This is a genomic window from Actinosynnema pretiosum, from assembly GCF_002354875.1.
GTDB lineage: Bacteria > Actinomycetota > Actinomycetes > Mycobacteriales > Pseudonocardiaceae > Actinosynnema > Actinosynnema auranticum.
Window position 1 is genome coordinate 7,019,304 of record NZ_CP023445.1, and the last position, 15,397, is coordinate 7,034,700.

18 protein-coding genes are annotated in these 15,397 nt (G+C 75.3%); 5 read left to right on the top strand and 13 right to left on the bottom strand.

Translation table 11 applies throughout. The annotated features are described in order from the left end of the window. Positions 1-120 precede the first annotated feature (120 nt). From CNX65_RS30000 to CNX65_RS30010, 3 genes are read right to left on the bottom strand one after another with little or no spacing between them, the layout of a single operon-like run. Positions 121-777 carry a response regulator gene (locus tag CNX65_RS30000; RefSeq protein ID WP_015804789.1) on the bottom strand — a complete coding sequence of 219 codons (657 nt, stop codon included), beginning with the start codon at positions 775-777 and terminating at the stop codon, positions 121-123. A gap of 37 nt (positions 778-814) precedes the next feature. Then, the gene (locus tag CNX65_RS30005; RefSeq protein ID WP_232520066.1) at positions 815-2,371 is read right to left on the bottom strand and encodes a GAF domain-containing protein; all 1,557 of its coding nucleotides are present in this window, start codon (positions 2,369-2,371) and stop codon (positions 815-817) included. Positions 2,372-2,388: 17 nt separating this feature from the next. Next, the gene (locus CNX65_RS30010) at positions 2,389-2,793 is read right to left on the bottom strand and encodes a pyridoxamine 5'-phosphate oxidase family protein (RefSeq protein WP_096496744.1); all 405 of its coding nucleotides are present in this window, start codon (positions 2,791-2,793) and stop codon (positions 2,389-2,391) included. A gap of 144 nt (positions 2,794-2,937) precedes the next feature. On the opposite strand from CNX65_RS30010, the gene CNX65_RS30015 reads away from it, so the two are divergent. Further along, positions 2,938-3,804, top strand: a complete 867-nt coding sequence (locus CNX65_RS30015) for an arylamine N-acetyltransferase family protein (protein WP_096496745.1) — start codon at positions 2,938-2,940, stop codon at positions 3,802-3,804. Here CNX65_RS30015 and CNX65_RS30020 read toward each other — a convergent pair. The 3 genes from CNX65_RS30020 to CNX65_RS30030 form a co-directional block, all read right to left on the bottom strand. Further along, positions 3,797-4,342 (bottom strand): hypothetical protein, encoded by a 546-nt coding sequence (locus tag CNX65_RS30020; RefSeq protein WP_232520067.1) that lies wholly within the window; start codon positions 4,340-4,342, stop codon positions 3,797-3,799. The genes CNX65_RS30015 and CNX65_RS30020 overlap by 8 nt on opposite strands. A gap of 112 nt (positions 4,343-4,454) precedes the next feature. Further along, positions 4,455-5,033, bottom strand: coding sequence for a hypothetical protein (locus tag CNX65_RS30025; RefSeq protein WP_096496747.1), 579 nt, complete (start codon positions 5,031-5,033; stop codon positions 4,455-4,457). A 153-nt stretch (positions 5,034-5,186) separates the two neighbouring features. Then, positions 5,187-6,380, bottom strand: a complete 1,194-nt coding sequence (locus CNX65_RS30030; protein WP_096498075.1) for an acetyl-CoA C-acetyltransferase — start codon at positions 6,378-6,380, stop codon at positions 5,187-5,189. Positions 6,381-6,505: 125 nt separating this feature from the next. Between CNX65_RS30030 and mce the strand changes: the two genes are divergently transcribed. Next, positions 6,506-6,946 (top strand): methylmalonyl-CoA epimerase, encoded by a 441-nt coding sequence (gene mce, locus CNX65_RS30035; protein WP_096496748.1) that lies wholly within the window; start codon positions 6,506-6,508, stop codon positions 6,944-6,946. Between the two features lie 180 nt (positions 6,947-7,126). Continuing rightward, complete coding sequence (locus CNX65_RS30040; RefSeq protein ID WP_096496749.1) at positions 7,127-8,434, top strand: coiled-coil domain-containing protein; 1,308 nt, start codon at positions 7,127-7,129, stop codon at positions 8,432-8,434. A gap of 136 nt (positions 8,435-8,570) precedes the next feature. Here CNX65_RS30040 and CNX65_RS30045 read toward each other — a convergent pair whose 3' ends face one another. Next, the gene (locus tag CNX65_RS30045; RefSeq protein ID WP_177154442.1) at positions 8,571-9,266 is read right to left on the bottom strand and encodes an alpha/beta fold hydrolase; all 696 of its coding nucleotides are present in this window, start codon (positions 9,264-9,266) and stop codon (positions 8,571-8,573) included. A gap of 39 nt (positions 9,267-9,305) precedes the next feature. On the opposite strand from CNX65_RS30045, the gene CNX65_RS30050 reads away from it, so the two are divergent. Next, the gene (locus CNX65_RS30050; protein WP_096496751.1) at positions 9,306-9,836 is read left to right on the top strand and encodes a GNAT family N-acetyltransferase; all 531 of its coding nucleotides are present in this window, start codon (positions 9,306-9,308) and stop codon (positions 9,834-9,836) included. A gap of 52 nt (positions 9,837-9,888) precedes the next feature. Here CNX65_RS30050 and CNX65_RS30055 read toward each other — a convergent pair whose 3' ends face one another. Then, positions 9,889-10,182: a hypothetical protein gene (locus CNX65_RS30055; RefSeq protein ID WP_096496752.1), complete on the bottom strand. Its 294-nt coding sequence runs from the start codon at positions 10,180-10,182 to the stop codon at positions 9,889-9,891. Between the two features lie 156 nt (positions 10,183-10,338). On the opposite strand from CNX65_RS30055, the gene CNX65_RS30060 reads away from it, so the two are divergent. Further along, positions 10,339-10,548 carry an FmdB family zinc ribbon protein gene (locus tag CNX65_RS30060; protein ID WP_015804801.1) on the top strand — a complete coding sequence of 70 codons (210 nt, stop codon included), beginning with the start codon at positions 10,339-10,341 and terminating at the stop codon, positions 10,546-10,548. Positions 10,549-10,626: 78 nt separating this feature from the next. Here the strand turns inward: CNX65_RS30060 and CNX65_RS30065 are convergent, their stop codons facing one another. The 5 genes from CNX65_RS30065 to CNX65_RS30085 form a co-directional block, all read right to left on the bottom strand. After that, positions 10,627-11,190: a DUF3558 family protein gene (locus CNX65_RS30065; RefSeq protein WP_096496753.1), complete on the bottom strand. Its 564-nt coding sequence runs from the start codon at positions 11,188-11,190 to the stop codon at positions 10,627-10,629. A gap of 176 nt (positions 11,191-11,366) precedes the next feature. Further along, the gene (gene dhaM / locus CNX65_RS30070; protein WP_232520068.1) at positions 11,367-12,065 is read right to left on the bottom strand and encodes a dihydroxyacetone kinase phosphoryl donor subunit DhaM; all 699 of its coding nucleotides are present in this window, start codon (positions 12,063-12,065) and stop codon (positions 11,367-11,369) included. After that, a complete protein-coding gene (gene dhaL, locus CNX65_RS30075; protein WP_096496754.1) occupies positions 12,062-12,688 on the bottom strand; it encodes a dihydroxyacetone kinase subunit DhaL in 627 nt (208 codons plus the stop codon). The genes dhaM and dhaL overlap by 4 nt, the downstream gene beginning before the upstream one ends. Next, positions 12,688-13,689: a dihydroxyacetone kinase subunit DhaK gene (dhaK, locus tag CNX65_RS30080; RefSeq protein ID WP_096496755.1), complete on the bottom strand. Its 1,002-nt coding sequence runs from the start codon at positions 13,687-13,689 to the stop codon at positions 12,688-12,690. The genes dhaL and dhaK overlap by 1 nt, the downstream gene beginning before the upstream one ends. Positions 13,690-13,879: 190 nt before the next feature. Next, positions 13,880-15,385 (bottom strand): aldehyde dehydrogenase family protein, encoded by a 1,506-nt coding sequence (locus CNX65_RS30085; RefSeq protein WP_096496756.1) that lies wholly within the window; start codon positions 15,383-15,385, stop codon positions 13,880-13,882. Between the last annotated feature and the right edge of the window lie 12 nt (positions 15,386-15,397).

Consider the following 15,397-nt stretch of genomic DNA (forward strand, 5'->3'; position numbering starts at 1 on the left):
AGAGGGACGCGGGATTGGGAGGGCTGTGGCTCGCCTCGCTCGCACACAGCCCCCGGAGTCCTCGGCGAGCACCGGTGGCAGCAGGCAGTGCGGTGGTCCGTGCAAACCCAGGACAAGCCCCTAGTAGTGCTGGTACCCGCCCGCCTGCCTCCGCTTGGCCGCGTAGACCCCGGCTTCCGTCCTCCGGTCGAAACCGAGCTTGTGCAGCAGCGACGACACGTAGTTCTTGACCGTCTTCTCCGCGAGGAACAGCCTGCCCGCGATCTGCCGGTTGGTCAGCCCCTCCGCGATCAGGTCCAGGATGCGCCGCTCCTGCGGGCTCAGCGACGCGTACCGGGGGTCCTCCACCGGTCCGCCCCGCAGGCGTTGCAGCACCGTCGCGGTCACCCCGGCGTGCAGCAGCGAGCCGCCCGACGCGAGCGTCCGGATCGCCGACACCAGGTCGTTCCCCGACACCTGCTTGAGCATGTACCCGGCCGCCCCGGCCATGATCGCCCCGAACAGCGCCTCGTCGTCGTCGTACGACGTCAGCATCAGGCAGGCGGGCGGCGGCTGGTTCCCGGACCTGATGTCCCGGCACACCCCCACCCCCGAACCGTCGGGCAGTCGCACGTCGATCACGGCCACGTCCGGCTTCAGCTCCGCCGCCGCGGCGACCGCGTCCGCCGCCGTCCCGGCCTCGCCGACGACCGAGATGTCCGGCTCCACCTGCAACAGCTGCAACAACCCGCGCCTGACGATCTCGTGATCGTCCACCAGCAGCACCGAGATGGTCATCCCGCGAGCACTCCCCACGTCGTCCGCACCTCGAGGGCTAGGCGGCCACCAGCGGAACCGACCACCGGATCACCACCCCCATCCCCTCCTCGCTCTCCACCTCGCACACCCCGTCCCACCGCTCGGCGCGCGCCCGCATGTTCACCAGGCCGCCGATGTGCCGCCCCCCGGCGCCCGGCAGGCCCTTGCCGTCATCGGACACCACCAGCCGCACCGCGGTCGCCGCGCCGTCCACGGAGAGCCGGACCCCCACCCGCCTGGCCCCGGAGTGCCTGGCCGCGTTCGCCAGCGCCTCCCGCAACGTCGCCAGCAGGTCCGGTCGGACCTCGTCCGGGACCAGCGAGTCGATCGCGCCCTCCACCACCAGCTCCGGCTCGAACCCGAGCATCCGCACCGACTCCTGCACCGCCGCCAGCACCTGCGAGCGCAGGCTGGACACCCCGGACGGCTCCTGGAGCGAGAAGATCGTGCGCCGGATCTCCCTGATGGTCTGGTCGACCTCGCTGACGAACTCCCCCAGCCGCTCCGCGACCACCGGCTGCTCGATCAGCCCGTTCAGCCCCTGCAGGCCCAGCCCCAGCCCGAACAGCCGCTGCACCACCAGGTCGTGCAGGTCGCGGGCGATGCGGTCGCGGTCCTCCAGCACCGCGATGCGCCGCCCGGCGCCCTGCGCCTTGGTGAACTCCAGGATCAGCGCCGCCTGCCGGGCGAACGACTCCACGAGCGCCACGTCGCCCCGGTCGAACGTGCTGCGCTCCGGCCCCCTGACCACGAGCAGCACGCCGAGCACCCGGTCGCCCGCCGCGAGCGGCACGATCACCACGGGGCCCGCGCGCCCGGCGTGGCCGGGCAGCTCGTCCAGCACCTTGGGCCTGCCGGTGGTGAACACCTCGCGGCTCGCGCTGCCCTCGCGGGACACGGTGAACCCGCGCAGCGCGCCGTCCTCCACCCGCACGTGCAGCTCGCCGTCCGCGTCGGGCATGGCCATGGCGGCGCTGACGGCGTCGGCGGCGAGCCGGGCGCGCACCGCGACCAGGCGCAGCGCGTCGCGGTCCGGGGTGCCGGTGAGCAGCGCGTTGGTGACCTCGTTGGACGCGCGCAGCCACACCTCGCGCTGCCGGGACTCCTCGTAGAGCCGGGCGTTCTGGATCGTGATGCCCGCCGCCGCGGCCACGGCCTCGACGACCTCGCGGTCGGGCTCGGTGAACCCGCCACCGCCGATCTTGTCGGTCAGGTAGAGGTTGCCGAACACCTCGCCGCGCACCCGCACGGGCACGCCGAGGAACGCCGGGTCGCCGGGGTCGAACGAGGTGGGCGCGCCCGCCTGCCGCGCGGCGCCGTCCTCGCCGACGGTGAACTCCAGCAGCTTCCGGTCCGGTCCGACGACGGCGAGCGCGCCGTAGCGGGCGCCCGCGAGGTCGCACGAGGACTCGACCAGCCTGCGCAGCACGTCGGGCAGCGACAGGTCGCTGGCCAGCGACACGACCGCGCCCAGCAGCCTGCGCATCCGCTCCTGGGAGTCGACCACCTCGGCGGAGCGCTCGGTCAGCAGACCGACCAGCGCTTCTAATCGCGTCGCGTTCGGGTCCCCCACCGGGTCGAGGTTATCGGTCACGGCGCTGGAATGCGACGACCCGTCATGAGCTCGACGACCATGCTCAGGTAGTGGTCACCGCCCTCGATGCCCCTGCTGGGCAGCTCCAGCGCGCGGGCCCGCTCCAGGGCGTCGTCGTCCACCACCTCGGTGACGTGCCCGATGACCAGCACGGACCAGCCCGACGTCAGGTCGTCGGCGATCTGGTCGACCTCGAACGCCACGATGCTGTCGCGGGTCCCCGCCGCGGCGCTGCTCCTCGGGACGCGCATCAGCAGCGCTCCCCGGTCGACGACGTAGACCACCGGGTGGACGACGGGCAGGGCGTTCGCGGTGTACACCAGCCTGCCGAGGCCCTGGGTGGCGAGCAGCCGCATGCACTCCTCGTGCGGGAGCACCTCCAACCCAGCCGAGTCCAGCATCGCACCCTCTTATCCATCCCCCGGATCGACCACGCCCCCCGTGCCGGGTGTCTAAGTTCGGGCACGGAGGGCGGAGCTGCCTAGGGGCATAAGACCCCCTGTCGTCGTCTCAACCCGATGTTTCACCTGATTGGGGGATAGCGAATGGAGCTGGTCGACGTCGCGGGGCTGCTGCGGCGACTGCGCGTGGTGGCTGAGCCGCCGAGCGCGGACGCGCTGCGCCGGCTGCACCGGGCGTTCGTGGCGCGGGTGCCGTACGAGAACTCGGAGATCCAGCTGGGCCGCCCGACCTCGGTGGACCCGGCGGAGACGGCGGCCAGGATCGTGGACCGGGGGCGCGGCGGGTACTGCTTCCACCTGAACGGGGCGCTGTCCGCACTGCTGCGGGGGCTGGGCTACCGGGTGAGCGAGCACGCCGGGCACGTCCAGGGGCGCGCCGGGGAGCCGCCGGAGCTGAACCGCTCGCACCTGGCGCTGATCGTGTCCGGGCTGCCGTCCACGAGCAGCCCGGACGGCCGCTGGCTGGTGGACGCCGGCCTCGGCGACGGCCTGCGCGACCCGCTGCCGCTGCGCGCGGGCGAGCACCGGCAAGAGGTGCTCGCGTTCGGGCTGGCCGAGTCGCCGCTGGTGCCGGGTTGGCGGTTCACGCACGACCCGAGGGGCAGCTTCCACGCCGTGGACGTCGAGTCCGAGCCGACGACCACCGGCACGTTCGCGGCCCGGCACCACCACCTGTCGACGTCCCCGGACTCGCCGTTCGTCCGGGCGTTCACCGCGCAGCGGGTGGACGCGACCGGGATCGACCTGCTGCGGGCGCTGACCCTGACCAGGCGCGCGGCCGGGGGTGACCGGACCCTGGTGCTGGAGTCGCGCGGGGACTGGGCGGCGGCGCTGGCCGACGTGTTCGGGCTGGTCCTCGACGTGGCGGAGCTGGACGTGCTGTGGCCGAAGGCGCTCGCGCAGCACGAGGCGCACCTGGCCGCGCGGGCGGCGGCCCCTGGGCTCAGGTGAGCCCGATGGTGATCTGCTCGTCGACCACGCCCCGGTAGCGCGGCCCGGCGGCCTGGCGGAGCGCGCCGTCCAGCACCGGCAGCGCCGCGAAGCTGTCCGCGACCGGCAGCCGGTAGCGGCCGTCCTCGCGGCGCAGCAGGTGCGCCATCTCCGGGTGCCGCGCGGCGAAGCCGGGGTCGCCGGGGAACAGGTCCAGCCGCAGGAACGTCCTGGGCGCGCTCTTGCGCGCCATCCCGCCGTCCACCGACCGGGACACCGCCACCGCGCCCAGCTCGCCCCAGGCGACCGCCCACGGCGTGCCCTGCGGGTCGTCCCAGCGCACGCCCTGCGCCTCCACGACGAGCTTGCGCGGGCGGCTGAGCTTCTTCCAGGAGAGCAGCGGCAGCAGGCCGAGCACGACGAGCGCGGTCCCGAGGACCAGCAGGGCGAGCCCGCCGGTCGAGGAGAAGGCGACCAGCCCGAGCACGCCGAGCACGAGCGCGACGGCCGAGCCGATCAGCGCCTTGCGGGTGGACGGGCCTGCGACGTCGATGACCACCGGGTGCACGGTGCTCCCTCCTGGACTGGCTGTACTAGCTGTACTGGCCGGACCGGCTGAACCGGGCGGACCGGCGGGTGGGGCTCCTCGGGACCGGGCTCGGGCCTCGGGCTCAGGTCAGGCCGACCGAGAACCCCTCGTCGACCACACCCCGGTAGCGCGGCCCCGCCGCCTGGCGCAGCGCGCCGTCCATGACCGGGATCAGCCCGGCCGAGTCGCCCAGCGGCAGCCGGTACCGCCCGTCCTGCAGCGCGAGCCGCGCCAGCTGCGGGTGCCTGGCCGCGAACCCGGCCGGGTCGGCGGGGAACAGGTCGAGCCGCACCATGGTCCGGCGCACGAGGTTGGACGGGGACACGATCGGCTCCTTGGTGCGGGAGACCGACACCGCGCCCAGCTCGCCCCAGCCGACCGCCCAGGACGCGCCCCGCGGGTCGTCCCAGCGCACGCCCGGCGCCTCGAAGACGAGCTTGCGCGGACGGCTGAGCTTCTTCCACGTGATGATCGGCAGCAGCCCGATGCCGGTGAGGACCACGCCGATGACCAGCGCGATCGTGCCCCCGCCGAACTCGCCGTCCCGGTACGCCGACACCGCGCCGACCAGCGCCAGCACGCCCAGCACGAGCGCGACGACGCCCCCGACGAGCGCCTTGCGGGTGTCCCTGGTGCCGACGTCGATGACCACGGGGTGCACGGGGTTCCTCCTGGGGGTCTGCTGCCCGCCAGCCTCCCAGAAACCGCACCGGTCCCGCCGGGAGTCCGAAGCATTCCCCGCACCCGCGCGCACGGGCCGTGACCACCGCCACGCGGCGGGGACGTCCGGGTGGACACCCCCGCCGCGCGCCGCTCAGCCCTTCTTCGGCACCCGCACGATCAGCGCGTCGCCCTGCCCGCCGCCGCCGCACAGCGCCGCCGCGCCCACGCCGCCCCCGCGCCTGCGCAGCTCCAGCGCCAGGTGCAGCGCGATCCGCGCCCCGGACATGCCGATGGGGTGGCCGAGCGCGATCGCCCCGCCGTTGACGTTGACCTTGTCCGGGCTGATCCCCAGCTCGCGCGTGGACACCAGCCCGACCGCCGCGAACGCCTCGTTGATCTCCACGAGGTCCAGGTCGGCGGGGTCGACGCCCTCCTTCGCGCAGGCCGCCTTGATCGCGTTGGACGGCTGCTCGTGCAGGCTCGCGTCGGGCCCGGCGACCACGCCGTGCGCGCCGATCTCGGCCAGCCACTCCAGCCCGAGCTCCTCGGCCTTGTCCTTGCTCATGACCACGACGGCCGCCGCGCCGTCCGAGATCTGGGAGGCCGACCCGGCCGTGATGGTGCCGTCCGTCGCGAACGCGGGCCGCAGCCGCGCGAGCGTCTCGGCGGTGGTGTCGGCGCGCACGCCCTCGTCGGCGCTGACCAGCACCGGGTCGCCCTTGCGCTGCGGGACGGCGACGGGCGCGATCTCCTCGGCGAACAGCCCGGCCTCGGCGGCGCGGGCGGCGAGCCGGTGCGAGCGGGCGGAGAACTCGTCCTGCTCGGCGCGGGTCACGCCGTGGCGGGCGTTGTGCTTCTCGGTGGACACGCCCATCGCGACCTGGTCGAACGCGCAGAACAGCCCGTCGTGGGCCATGTGGTCGACGAGGGCGGTGTCGCCGTACTTGAACCCGCCGCGCGAGTCCTTGAGCAGGTGCGGGGCCTGGGTCATGGACTCCTGGCCGCCCGCGACGACCACGTCGAACTCGCCCGCGCGGATGAGCTGGTCGGCGAGCGCGATGGCGTCCACGCCGGACAGGCACACCTTGTTGATCGTCAGCGCGGGCACGGTCATCGGGATGCCCGCGTTCACCGCGGCCTGCCTGGCCGGGATCTGGCCCGCGCCCGCGGTGAGCACCTGGCCCATGATCACGTACTGGACCTGCTCGGGCGCGACGCCCGCGCGCTCCAGCGCGGCCTTGATCGCGACGCCGCCCAGCTGGGCGGCGGAGAAGTCCTTGAGCGAACCCAGCAGCCGCCCCATCGGGGTGCGGGCGCCGGCGACGATGACGGAACCACGGGACACGACGGCCTCCACGCGAGTGAACACTGGTTAACTCAGCGCCACCACGGTACCGGCCCCCGCCTGCGACTACGGGTGTGAGCCAGCGCACAAGACCCTCGGGGGGCGCGCCACTACGCTCCGCGGGCATGGAGCTGCTGAGCGGGTTGATCACGGCGGTGGACCACGTCGGCATCGCGGTGCCCGACCTGGACGAGGCCATCGCCTTCCACCGGGAGACCTTCGGCCTCGTCGTCGCGCACGAGGAGGTCAACGAGGAGCAGGGCGTGCGCGAGGCCATGCTGCGCGCCCCCGGCGACGGCGGCGGCGGCACGGCGGTGCAGCTCCTCGCCCCGCTCAGCCCGAAGTCGACCATCGCGAAGTTCCTCGACCGCTCGGGCCCCGGCCTCCAGCAGTTGGCCTACCGGGTGTCCGATGTGGACGCGGCGGCCGAGCGGCTGCGCGGGGCCGGGCTGCGGGTGCTGTACGCGAGCGCCAAGCGCGGCACGGGCGGCAGCCGGGTGAACTTCGTGCACCCCAAGGACGCGGGCGGCGTGCTGGTCGAGCTGGTCGAGCCCGCCGCGCACTGATCTTCGCGCGGCGCGGGCGCCCGCGCCGCCGGGGGCGTTCCCGACCCGTTCGGAGCGCCCCCGAACGGACGCCCGCGCCGCGCGCCCCCGGCTCCACGATCCTGTCCTGGCAAGGAAGATCGTCCCGCTGTGCGGCCTTCGAGTGCCGGTGGGACACCCGGAGCGGGTAGCGTTGGCGGCATGGGCCTCGCCGACGACCGTGACCTCGTTCCCCTCGGCTCCGGCTTCGACATCGTCAAACGCGGGTACGACCGCGGGCAGGTCGAGGAACACCTGGAGCGCCTCGATTCCGACCTGCGCCTGCTCGCCGCCGACCGCGACGCGGCCATGTCGCAGACCAGCGACCTGGCCCGCCAGCTGGAGGCCGCGCGCTCCGAGATGGCGGACCTGCGCAACCAGATCGACCGGCTGTCGATGCCCCCCACCACGCTGGAGGGGCTGAGCGAGCGGTTGCAGCGGATGCTGCGCCTCGCCCAGGACGAGGCCAACGAGATCAAGGCGCGCGCCGAGGCCGAGGGCGGGCACATCCGGGCCAAGGCCGAGTCGGACGCGGGCGCGCTGCGCAGCAGGTACGACGCCCTGATCGGCGAGCTGGACCAGCGCCGCGTCGACATGGAGAACGAGCACCGGGGCGTGCTGGAGGGCGCGCGCGCCGAGGCCGAGAAGATCGTCGCGGACGCGCGCGAGCAGGCGGGCCGGATCGACCAGGAGGCGCAGCAGCGCCGCACCACGGTCGAGGAGGACTTCGAGATCGCGATGGCGGCCCGTCGCGTGGAGTCGATGAAGACGCTCGCCGAGCAGGAGGCGAGCAGCAAGAACGAGGCCGAGCGCAGGCTCCGCGAGGCGACCGACGAGGCGGCCCGGATCAGGGCGCAGGTCGCGCAGGAGCAGGCGGCGGCGAACGCGGAGGCCCAGCGCCTGGTGCGCGAGGCCACCGAGGAGGCGAACCGCAGGCGGCACGACTCGCTGTCCGAGGCGACCGCGCGCGTGCAGGAGGCCACGGACGAGGCGAACCGCCGGGTGCGGGAGGCCACCGAGGAGTCCAACCGCAGGGTGACGTCGGCGACGCAGAAGGTCGAGGCGCTCAAGCAGCTGCGCAACCGGCTGTCGCAGCAGCTGCACTCGGTGCGCTCGGCCCTGCTGGACGTGACCCCGCTGCTGGACCCGCTGGACGAGGAGCAGCAGGCCCGCGCCGCCGAGGAGGCGGGCGCGTCCCCGCAGGTAGCGGCGACGCAGGTGGCCGCCTCGATCGCGACGTCCCAGGTGACGGCCGGGTCGGCGGCCAAGCCCGCGGGCGCGGAGGCGACCCAGCTGATGGCGCGCCCGAAGCCGGTGGACAAGAAGGCCGCCGAGGTCGACCCGGTGACCGTGCAGCTCGCGGGCAAGCAGGGCGAGCAGCAGGAGAACAAGCCCCCGCAGGGCCCGGACGGCCCGACCCAGAAGATGGTCCGCCCGATCCCGCCGAAGGCGCAGCCCGCCCAGCGCTGACCACCGCGCCGCGCGGCGCAGACCCCGAAGGCAAGGCCCAGCGAAGGACCCCCGGCTCCGGCCGGGGGTCCTTCGCGTTGGGGCCTCTTCGCGTCCGGGGGGCCGGCCGACGCGGGTCCTCGGCCTGGTCAGGCCCTCACACGCCCGTCGCGCGCCGCCAGTCCAGCACCGCGTCCGCGAACGCCTCGGGCGCCTCCCAGGGCGCCAGGTGCCCCACCCCGGCCAGCTCCACGCAGGTCGCCCCGATCTCCCCCGCCAGCGCCCGCGCCCCCTCCGGCGGCGTGACCGCGTCGCGCTCGCCGACCACGACCAGCTTCGGCACGTCCGCCTCCCGCAGCAGCGCCGTCGAGTCGGGCCGGGCCGCCATCGCCCGCTGCGCCCAGGCCACGTCCTCGGCGCGCTGCCCCAGCACCACCGCCCGCACCTCGTCCACCAGCGGCGATCCGGGCGCGAGCAGCCCGCTCACCGAGCCGACCACCGCGCCGACCCCGTGCTCGTCGACCTCGCGCGCCACCGCCAGCCGCTTGTCCCGCGCCTCCTCCGCGTCGGCGACCGCCTTGGTGTCGACCAGCACCAGCCCGGCCACCCGCTCGGGCGCGATCCGCAGCAGCGCCATCGCGACGTACCCGCCCATCGAGCACCCGCCGAGCACCACCCGCCCGATCCCCCGCCCGTCCAGCTCCGCCAGCACCCGCCGGGCCGCGCCCGCCAGGTCGGGCTCGCCGCCCGCGCGCTGGTCGGGCGTGATCGGGGTGAGGCGTTCGCGGACCCCGTCCCACATGCGGGAGTCGACGGGGAAGGCGTGCAGCAGGACGAGCGGCGAGGTTTCCACGCCCCCCAATCTGTCAGACCCCGCCGCTACCGTCGCCGCATGACCGATCACCCGGCGCGCTACCCGGACCAGGTGCTGACCGGGCGCCTGCTGCTGCGCAGGACCACCGACGCCGACCTGGCCGCGGTGACCGAGGTGCTGACCGACCCGGCGGCGCACGCGCACAACCCGGCGCGCCCGAGGACGCCGCGGGAGGTGGCGGAGCTGCTGGCGAGCTGGCGGGAGCACTGGCGCGACGACGGCATCGGCTACTGGGCGGTGCTCTCGCGGGAGAGCGGGGAGCTGCTCGGCGTGGGCGGCCTGCGCGTGCACGCGGTGGGCGGCGAGCGGGTGCTGAACCTGTCGTACAGCTTCCGCCCGCGGCACTGGGGGCGGGGCTACGCGACCGAGATGGCGCGCGCGTCCCTGGAGCGGGCGGCGGTCAGCCACCCGGACCTGCCACCGGTGGTCGTCACCGCCCCGGAGAACACCCCGGCCCAGCGCGTGGCGGAGAAGCTGGGCCTGGCGCGCAGCGGCGCCGTGGAGCTGGACCCGGAGGAGGGCGAGCTGCTCGTCTACCGCAGGCCGTGAGCCCGCGCGGACCGGGTGGCCGCCACCGGCGCCGGGACCACCGGCGCCGGGACTACCAGCGCCGGGACGAGGGCCCCCGCCGCGCGCGGGCGTTCCAGCAGGACTGGTGCCAGTGCCTGCGGTCCTCCACCGAGCCGTAGTCGGCGGCGGGCCAGGCCACCACGTGCGGGGTGCCGGGCCGGATCTCGTGGTCGCAGCCGGGGCAGCGGTAGGTCTTCGTGGTGCCCGCGCCGGAGATGGCGCGGACCAGCCACTCGCCGTCCGCCCCCGTCTCGGACCGCGCCCAGCCGTGGCCGCCGGGGGTCGAGGGCTCTCCGGTGTGCTTGGGGCGGTTGCGGCGCGGCACGCGACAACCGTATCCGCACCGGGCATCCCCCGAACGCACCAAGCCCACCGACGGGCGATGCACGGTCGGAGACCTCCATCACGCGACCGGGGTCACCCGTCCGACAACACCGGGGCGCTCTGGTGCCCACCGCGCGCTCCGGGCGACAATGGCCGCGTGCCGACCTACGAGTTCCGCTGCCGCGCCTGCGGCTCGACCTTCGACGTCCAGCGCCCGATGAGCGAGGCGTCCGCCCCCGCGAGCTGCCCGGACGGGCACGCGGACACGGTGAAGCTGCTGTCGATGGCGGGCCTGAGCTCCGGCGCGACCGCGCCCCAGGGCGGTGGCGGTGGCGGTGGGTGCTGCGGCGGCGGCTGCTGCGGCTGACGGCCCGGAACCGAGGACCGGCGGGACCGGCCGGGCGCGCAGCCCGACCGGTCCCGCGGGGAGCTCACCGATGCCCGGTCACGGCTCCTGGGCCAGCAGCTTCTCCGCCACGGCCTTGCCCTGCTCGCAGATCGCCCCGTACTTGGCCGACCCGTCGATCACGATGATCCCGACCCCGCCCCCGGCGTAGTCCATGACCATCACGCACGACGGCTGCACGCTGGAGTCCGTGGTCCGGTCGAAGTAGGCGACCTTCCGCCCGTCGACCGTGTACTCGCCGTTGGTCTTGTCCAGCGTGATCGGCCGGTCCTCGCGGAAGCGCAGCGTCACGCCGACGTCGAGCGTCCCGGTGCTGTGCTGCCACTTGCAGGACTGGTCGAAGTCCGGGTCGTACCCGACGTCGGTGGGCGGCGCGGACTTGTCCGCCACCTCGTAGGGCAGGTCCTTCCAGCTGATCAGGTCGCAGTAGTCCTGCGCCGCGCTGTCGTCCCCGCTCGGCTTGGCGCTGCTGCCGGGGCTGGTCGACGAGAACGGCTGCTCCACGTCGAGCACCCCTGGGACCGGGGTCCCGTTGACCGAGTGGGTGCACGCGCTCGTCGCGCCGAGCACCAGCACCATGAGTGAGATCACCGCGCGCCGCATGGCACAACCATGCCAAAGGGGTGAGCGCCCTGTCTCGCCAGGTGCGCCCGCGGGCGCGGGATCACCCGCCGACCTGGGCTTCCGCCCGCCCGGACCACCCGCTGCGCGCCCGTCCGCAGGACCCCGACCGGACGATCGCGCCCCGGTCCCGGCTACGTCGGGTAGCGCGCAGGCGCTCACCCGTCGAACCCGCGCGCGGCCAGCCCGGCCACCCGCCGCACCGCCTCCTCGGCGTCGGCCCCGACCGCGACGACCTCCACGCTGTCCCCGCCGACCGCGCCGAGCCCCATCAGCTCCAGCGCGCTGCGCGCGTCGACCTCCCGCCCGCCGTGCCGGACGGCCACGCGCGCGTCCAGCCCGGCCAGCGCCCGCGCGATGAGCCCGGCGGGCCGCGCGTGCAACCCGACCTCGTTGACCAGCGGCACCACCGCCCGCACCACGCCGTCACCGGCAACGCCACCGCCAGCGCCGTCACCTGGGGCGCCGCCACCGCCCGCCCCTTCCCCGCTCCCCCAGGCCCCGAGCGCCGCCGCCACCACCGCCTCCAGCGCCGCACCGCCCTGGGCCGCCACGGCCGCCGCGACGGCCCCGGTCACCAGCGGCGCGTCCACGACCACCGCCGCCCCGTCGAACTCCTCCACCGCCAGGTCCGCGACCATCCGCGCGCTCCCGAGGTCGAACAGCACCACGACCCCGTCCCCGCCACCGGCGTCGGCCAGCCCCTCGACCACCGCCGCGTGGTCCGTCCCCAGCCCGCCACCGCCGTCCCCGCCGACGGCGACGAGCCGCACGTCCGGCGCCATCTGCCCGGCCAGCTCCACCACCCCCTCGGCGAGCTTGCGGCTGTGCGAGACCACCACGACCCCCACGCTCACCCGGCGGCCACCCGCGCCAGCGCCCCCAGCAGCAGCGCGGTCGACCGCGCGCCGGGGTCCATGTGCCCGGCGGACCGCTCCCCCAGGTACGAGGCCCGCCCCTTGCGCGCCACCAGCGGCACGGTCGCCCGCGCCCCGCCCTCGGCGGCGGCAGCGGCGGCGGCGAGCACCTCGCCCACCCCGGCCCCGCCCAGCCCGGCCGCCGCGGCGGCGGCCGGGCTCAGCGCGTCCACCATCGTCTTGTCCCCGACCTGCGCCTTGCCCCGCGCCACGACCCCGTCCAGCGCCGCCCGCAGCGCGTGCGCGACGTCGTCCCCGGACAGCTCGGCGGCCTCCCCGAGCGCGGTGGCGGCCCGCAGCAGCGCCGTCCCGTACAGCGGCCCGGCGGCCCCGCCCACGGTGGAGATCAGCGTCGTGGCGACCAGCCTCAGCACCGCCCCCGGCGTCGCGGGCTCGTCCCGCGCGACCTTCTCCGCCGCCGCCAGGAACCCCCGGCTCAGGTTCTCCCCGTGGTCGCCGTCACCGATCTCCCGGTCCAGCCGCACCAGCTCGTTCCGGTGCGCCACCACCACCTCGGCCAGCACCCGGACGGCCCCGGCGACCTCGCGCGCCCCGCACCCCATCACAGCCCCCAGCGCAGCGCGGCGGTGCGAACGGGCGCGTCCCACAGCTCGACCAGCTCGTCGTCCAGCTTCAGCAGCGTCAGGCTCAGCCCCTGCATCTCCAGGCTGGTGGCGTACGACCCGACCAGCCGCCGCCGCACGCTGATCCCGCGCTCGGCCAGCCGCGCCTCGGCGACGCCGTGCGCCAGGTACAGCTCGACCAGCGGTGTCCCGCCCATCCCGTTGGTGAGCAGCAGCACCTCGTCGCCCTCGGCGAACGGCAGGTCCTCCAGCACGGGCCCGAGCAGCGCGTCGACCAGCTCGTCCGCGCTGCCCAGCGGCACGCGGCTGCGGCCGGGCTCGCCGTGGATGCCGATGCCCAGCTCCACCTCGTCGTCGCCGAGGTCGAAGCTGGGCTCGCCTGCGTGCGGGACGGTGCACGGCGCGAGCGCCAGCCCCATGGTCCGCACCCTGGCGACGACCTCGCGGGCCAGCGCCTCGCACCCGTCCAGGTCGACCCCGCGCTCGGCCGCCGCGCCGACGATCTTCTCCACCAGCACGGTCCCGGCGACCCCGCGCCGCCCGGCGGTGTGCAGCGAGTCCTTCACCGCGACGTCGTCGTCGATCAGCACGGTGCGCACCTCCAGCCCCTCGGCGGCGGCCAGCTCGGCGGCGGTCTCGAAGTTGAGCACGTCGCCGGTGTAGTTCTTGACCAGCAGCAGCGAGCCGACGCCGCCGTCGGTGGCGACCAGGGCCGCGAGCACCTGGTCGGGGGTGGGCGAGGTGAACACCGGGCCGGGGCAGGCCGCGTCGAGCATCCCGCGCCCGACGAACCCGCCGTGCAGCGGCTCGTGCCCGGACCCGCCGCCGGAGACGAGGGCGACCTTGCGGGACACCGGGGCGTCGGCGCGCAGCACGAGCGCCGGGTCGAACCGCACGTCGAGGAGGTCGGGGTGCGCGGCGGCCACACCGCGCAGCGCGTCCACCACCACGGTGCCCGGATCGTTGATGACCTTCTTCACTGGAGCCTCCGATCGCCGCTGACCGTCCCTCCCATTCCTACCCGCTGGGAGGGGCGGGCACCGGGGGCCGAGGTCGACCGGGAACGCGGCCCTTCGGTGCTTGCGCCGGGGCCTTCCGCTGATCAGGGTGGAGCGTTCGCGCCGCCCCGGACGACCACCGGGAAGCGCCGCCGGGGACCCCGGCCGGGGCTCACCGCCCGCGCAGCACCCGCACCAGCCGCAGCACGCGCCGCACCGTCCGGTTCCCGCGCTCGTAGGTCATCGGGTCCAGCACCCCGGCGAACCGCTGCCGGGACACCGCGTGCGCGTAGGTGAACTCGCGCAGCCCGTCCTCGCCGTGGATGCGCCCGAACCCGGAGTCGCCGACCCCGCCGAACGGCAGCGCGGGCACCGACGCGAACGCCAGCACCGAGTTGATCGACACCACCCCGCACCGCAGCCGCGCCGCCAGCTCCTCGCCGCGCGCCTTGGAGTACACCGCCGCGCCGAGCCCGTACCGCAGCGCGTTGGCCCGCCGCACCGCCTCGTCCGCGTCGGCCACCCGGTTGACCACCAGCGTGGGCCCGAACGTCTCCTCGGTGACCGCCTCGGCGTCCTCGGGCACGTCGAGCAGCACCACCGGCTCCACGTACGGCGGCCGGATCGACTCGCGCCCGCCGACCGCCGCCGTCGCGCCCCGGTCCAGGGCGTCGGCGACGTGCGCGGCGATGACGTCGACCTGCTTGGGCATGGTGATCGGCCCGAAGTCGGCGTCCGGCGAGCCGCCGGGGCGCAGCCTCGCGGCCTTGCGGGTGACCAGCTCGACGAACGCGTCGGCGACCGCCTCGGCCACGTACACCCGCTCGACCCCGGCGCAGGACTGCCCGGCGTTGAACAGCCCGCCCCACACGGCCCCGCGCGCGGCGGCCTCCAGGTCGGCGTCCTCGGCGACGATGAGCGCGTCCTTGCCGCCGCACTCGACCAGCACGGGCGTGAGGGTGCGGGCGCACTCGGCCATGACCCGCCGCCCGGTGGCGGTGGAGCCGGTGAACGCGAGCTTGTCGACGCCCGCGCCGCACAGCGCGGCCCCGGTCGGCCCGTAGCCGGTGACGACCTGGAGCACCTGCTGCTCGGGGACGGCCTCGGCGAACGAGTCGGCCAGGAAGCGCCCGACGCCGGGGGTGTGCTCGCTGGGCTTGAACACGACGGCGTTGCCCGCCGCGAGCGCGTACGAGATGGAGCCCATGGGCGTGAACGCCGGGTAGTTCCACGGCCCGATGACGCCGACGACGCCGAACGGCCGGTACTCCAGGGTCGCGGCGTGGTTGTGCATGACGGGCCCGGTGGCGACGCGGCGGCGGCCGAGGGTCTTGCGGGCGTGCTTGGCGGCCCAGTGCAGGTGGTCCAGGACCATCGCGACTTCCAGGCGCGCGTCGTCGGCCGACTTGCCGGTCTCGGCGCTGATCAGCGCGCACAGCTCGTCGGCGCGCCTGCTGAGCAGCTTGCGCCAGCGGTCGAGCCGGGCGCGGCGGCCGTCGAAGTCGAGGGCGGCCCAGTGGAGCGAGGCGTCGCGGGCCCGGCGGACGGCGGCGGCGACGTCGTCGGCGCCGTGGACCGGGTGGCGCCCGACCACCTCACCGGTGCGCGGGTCGTGCGAGGTGAGCAGCTCCGACCCGTCGCCGCCTCGCTCGGACTTCGCCTCTGCGGTCTGCGTCATCGGGGGACCTCC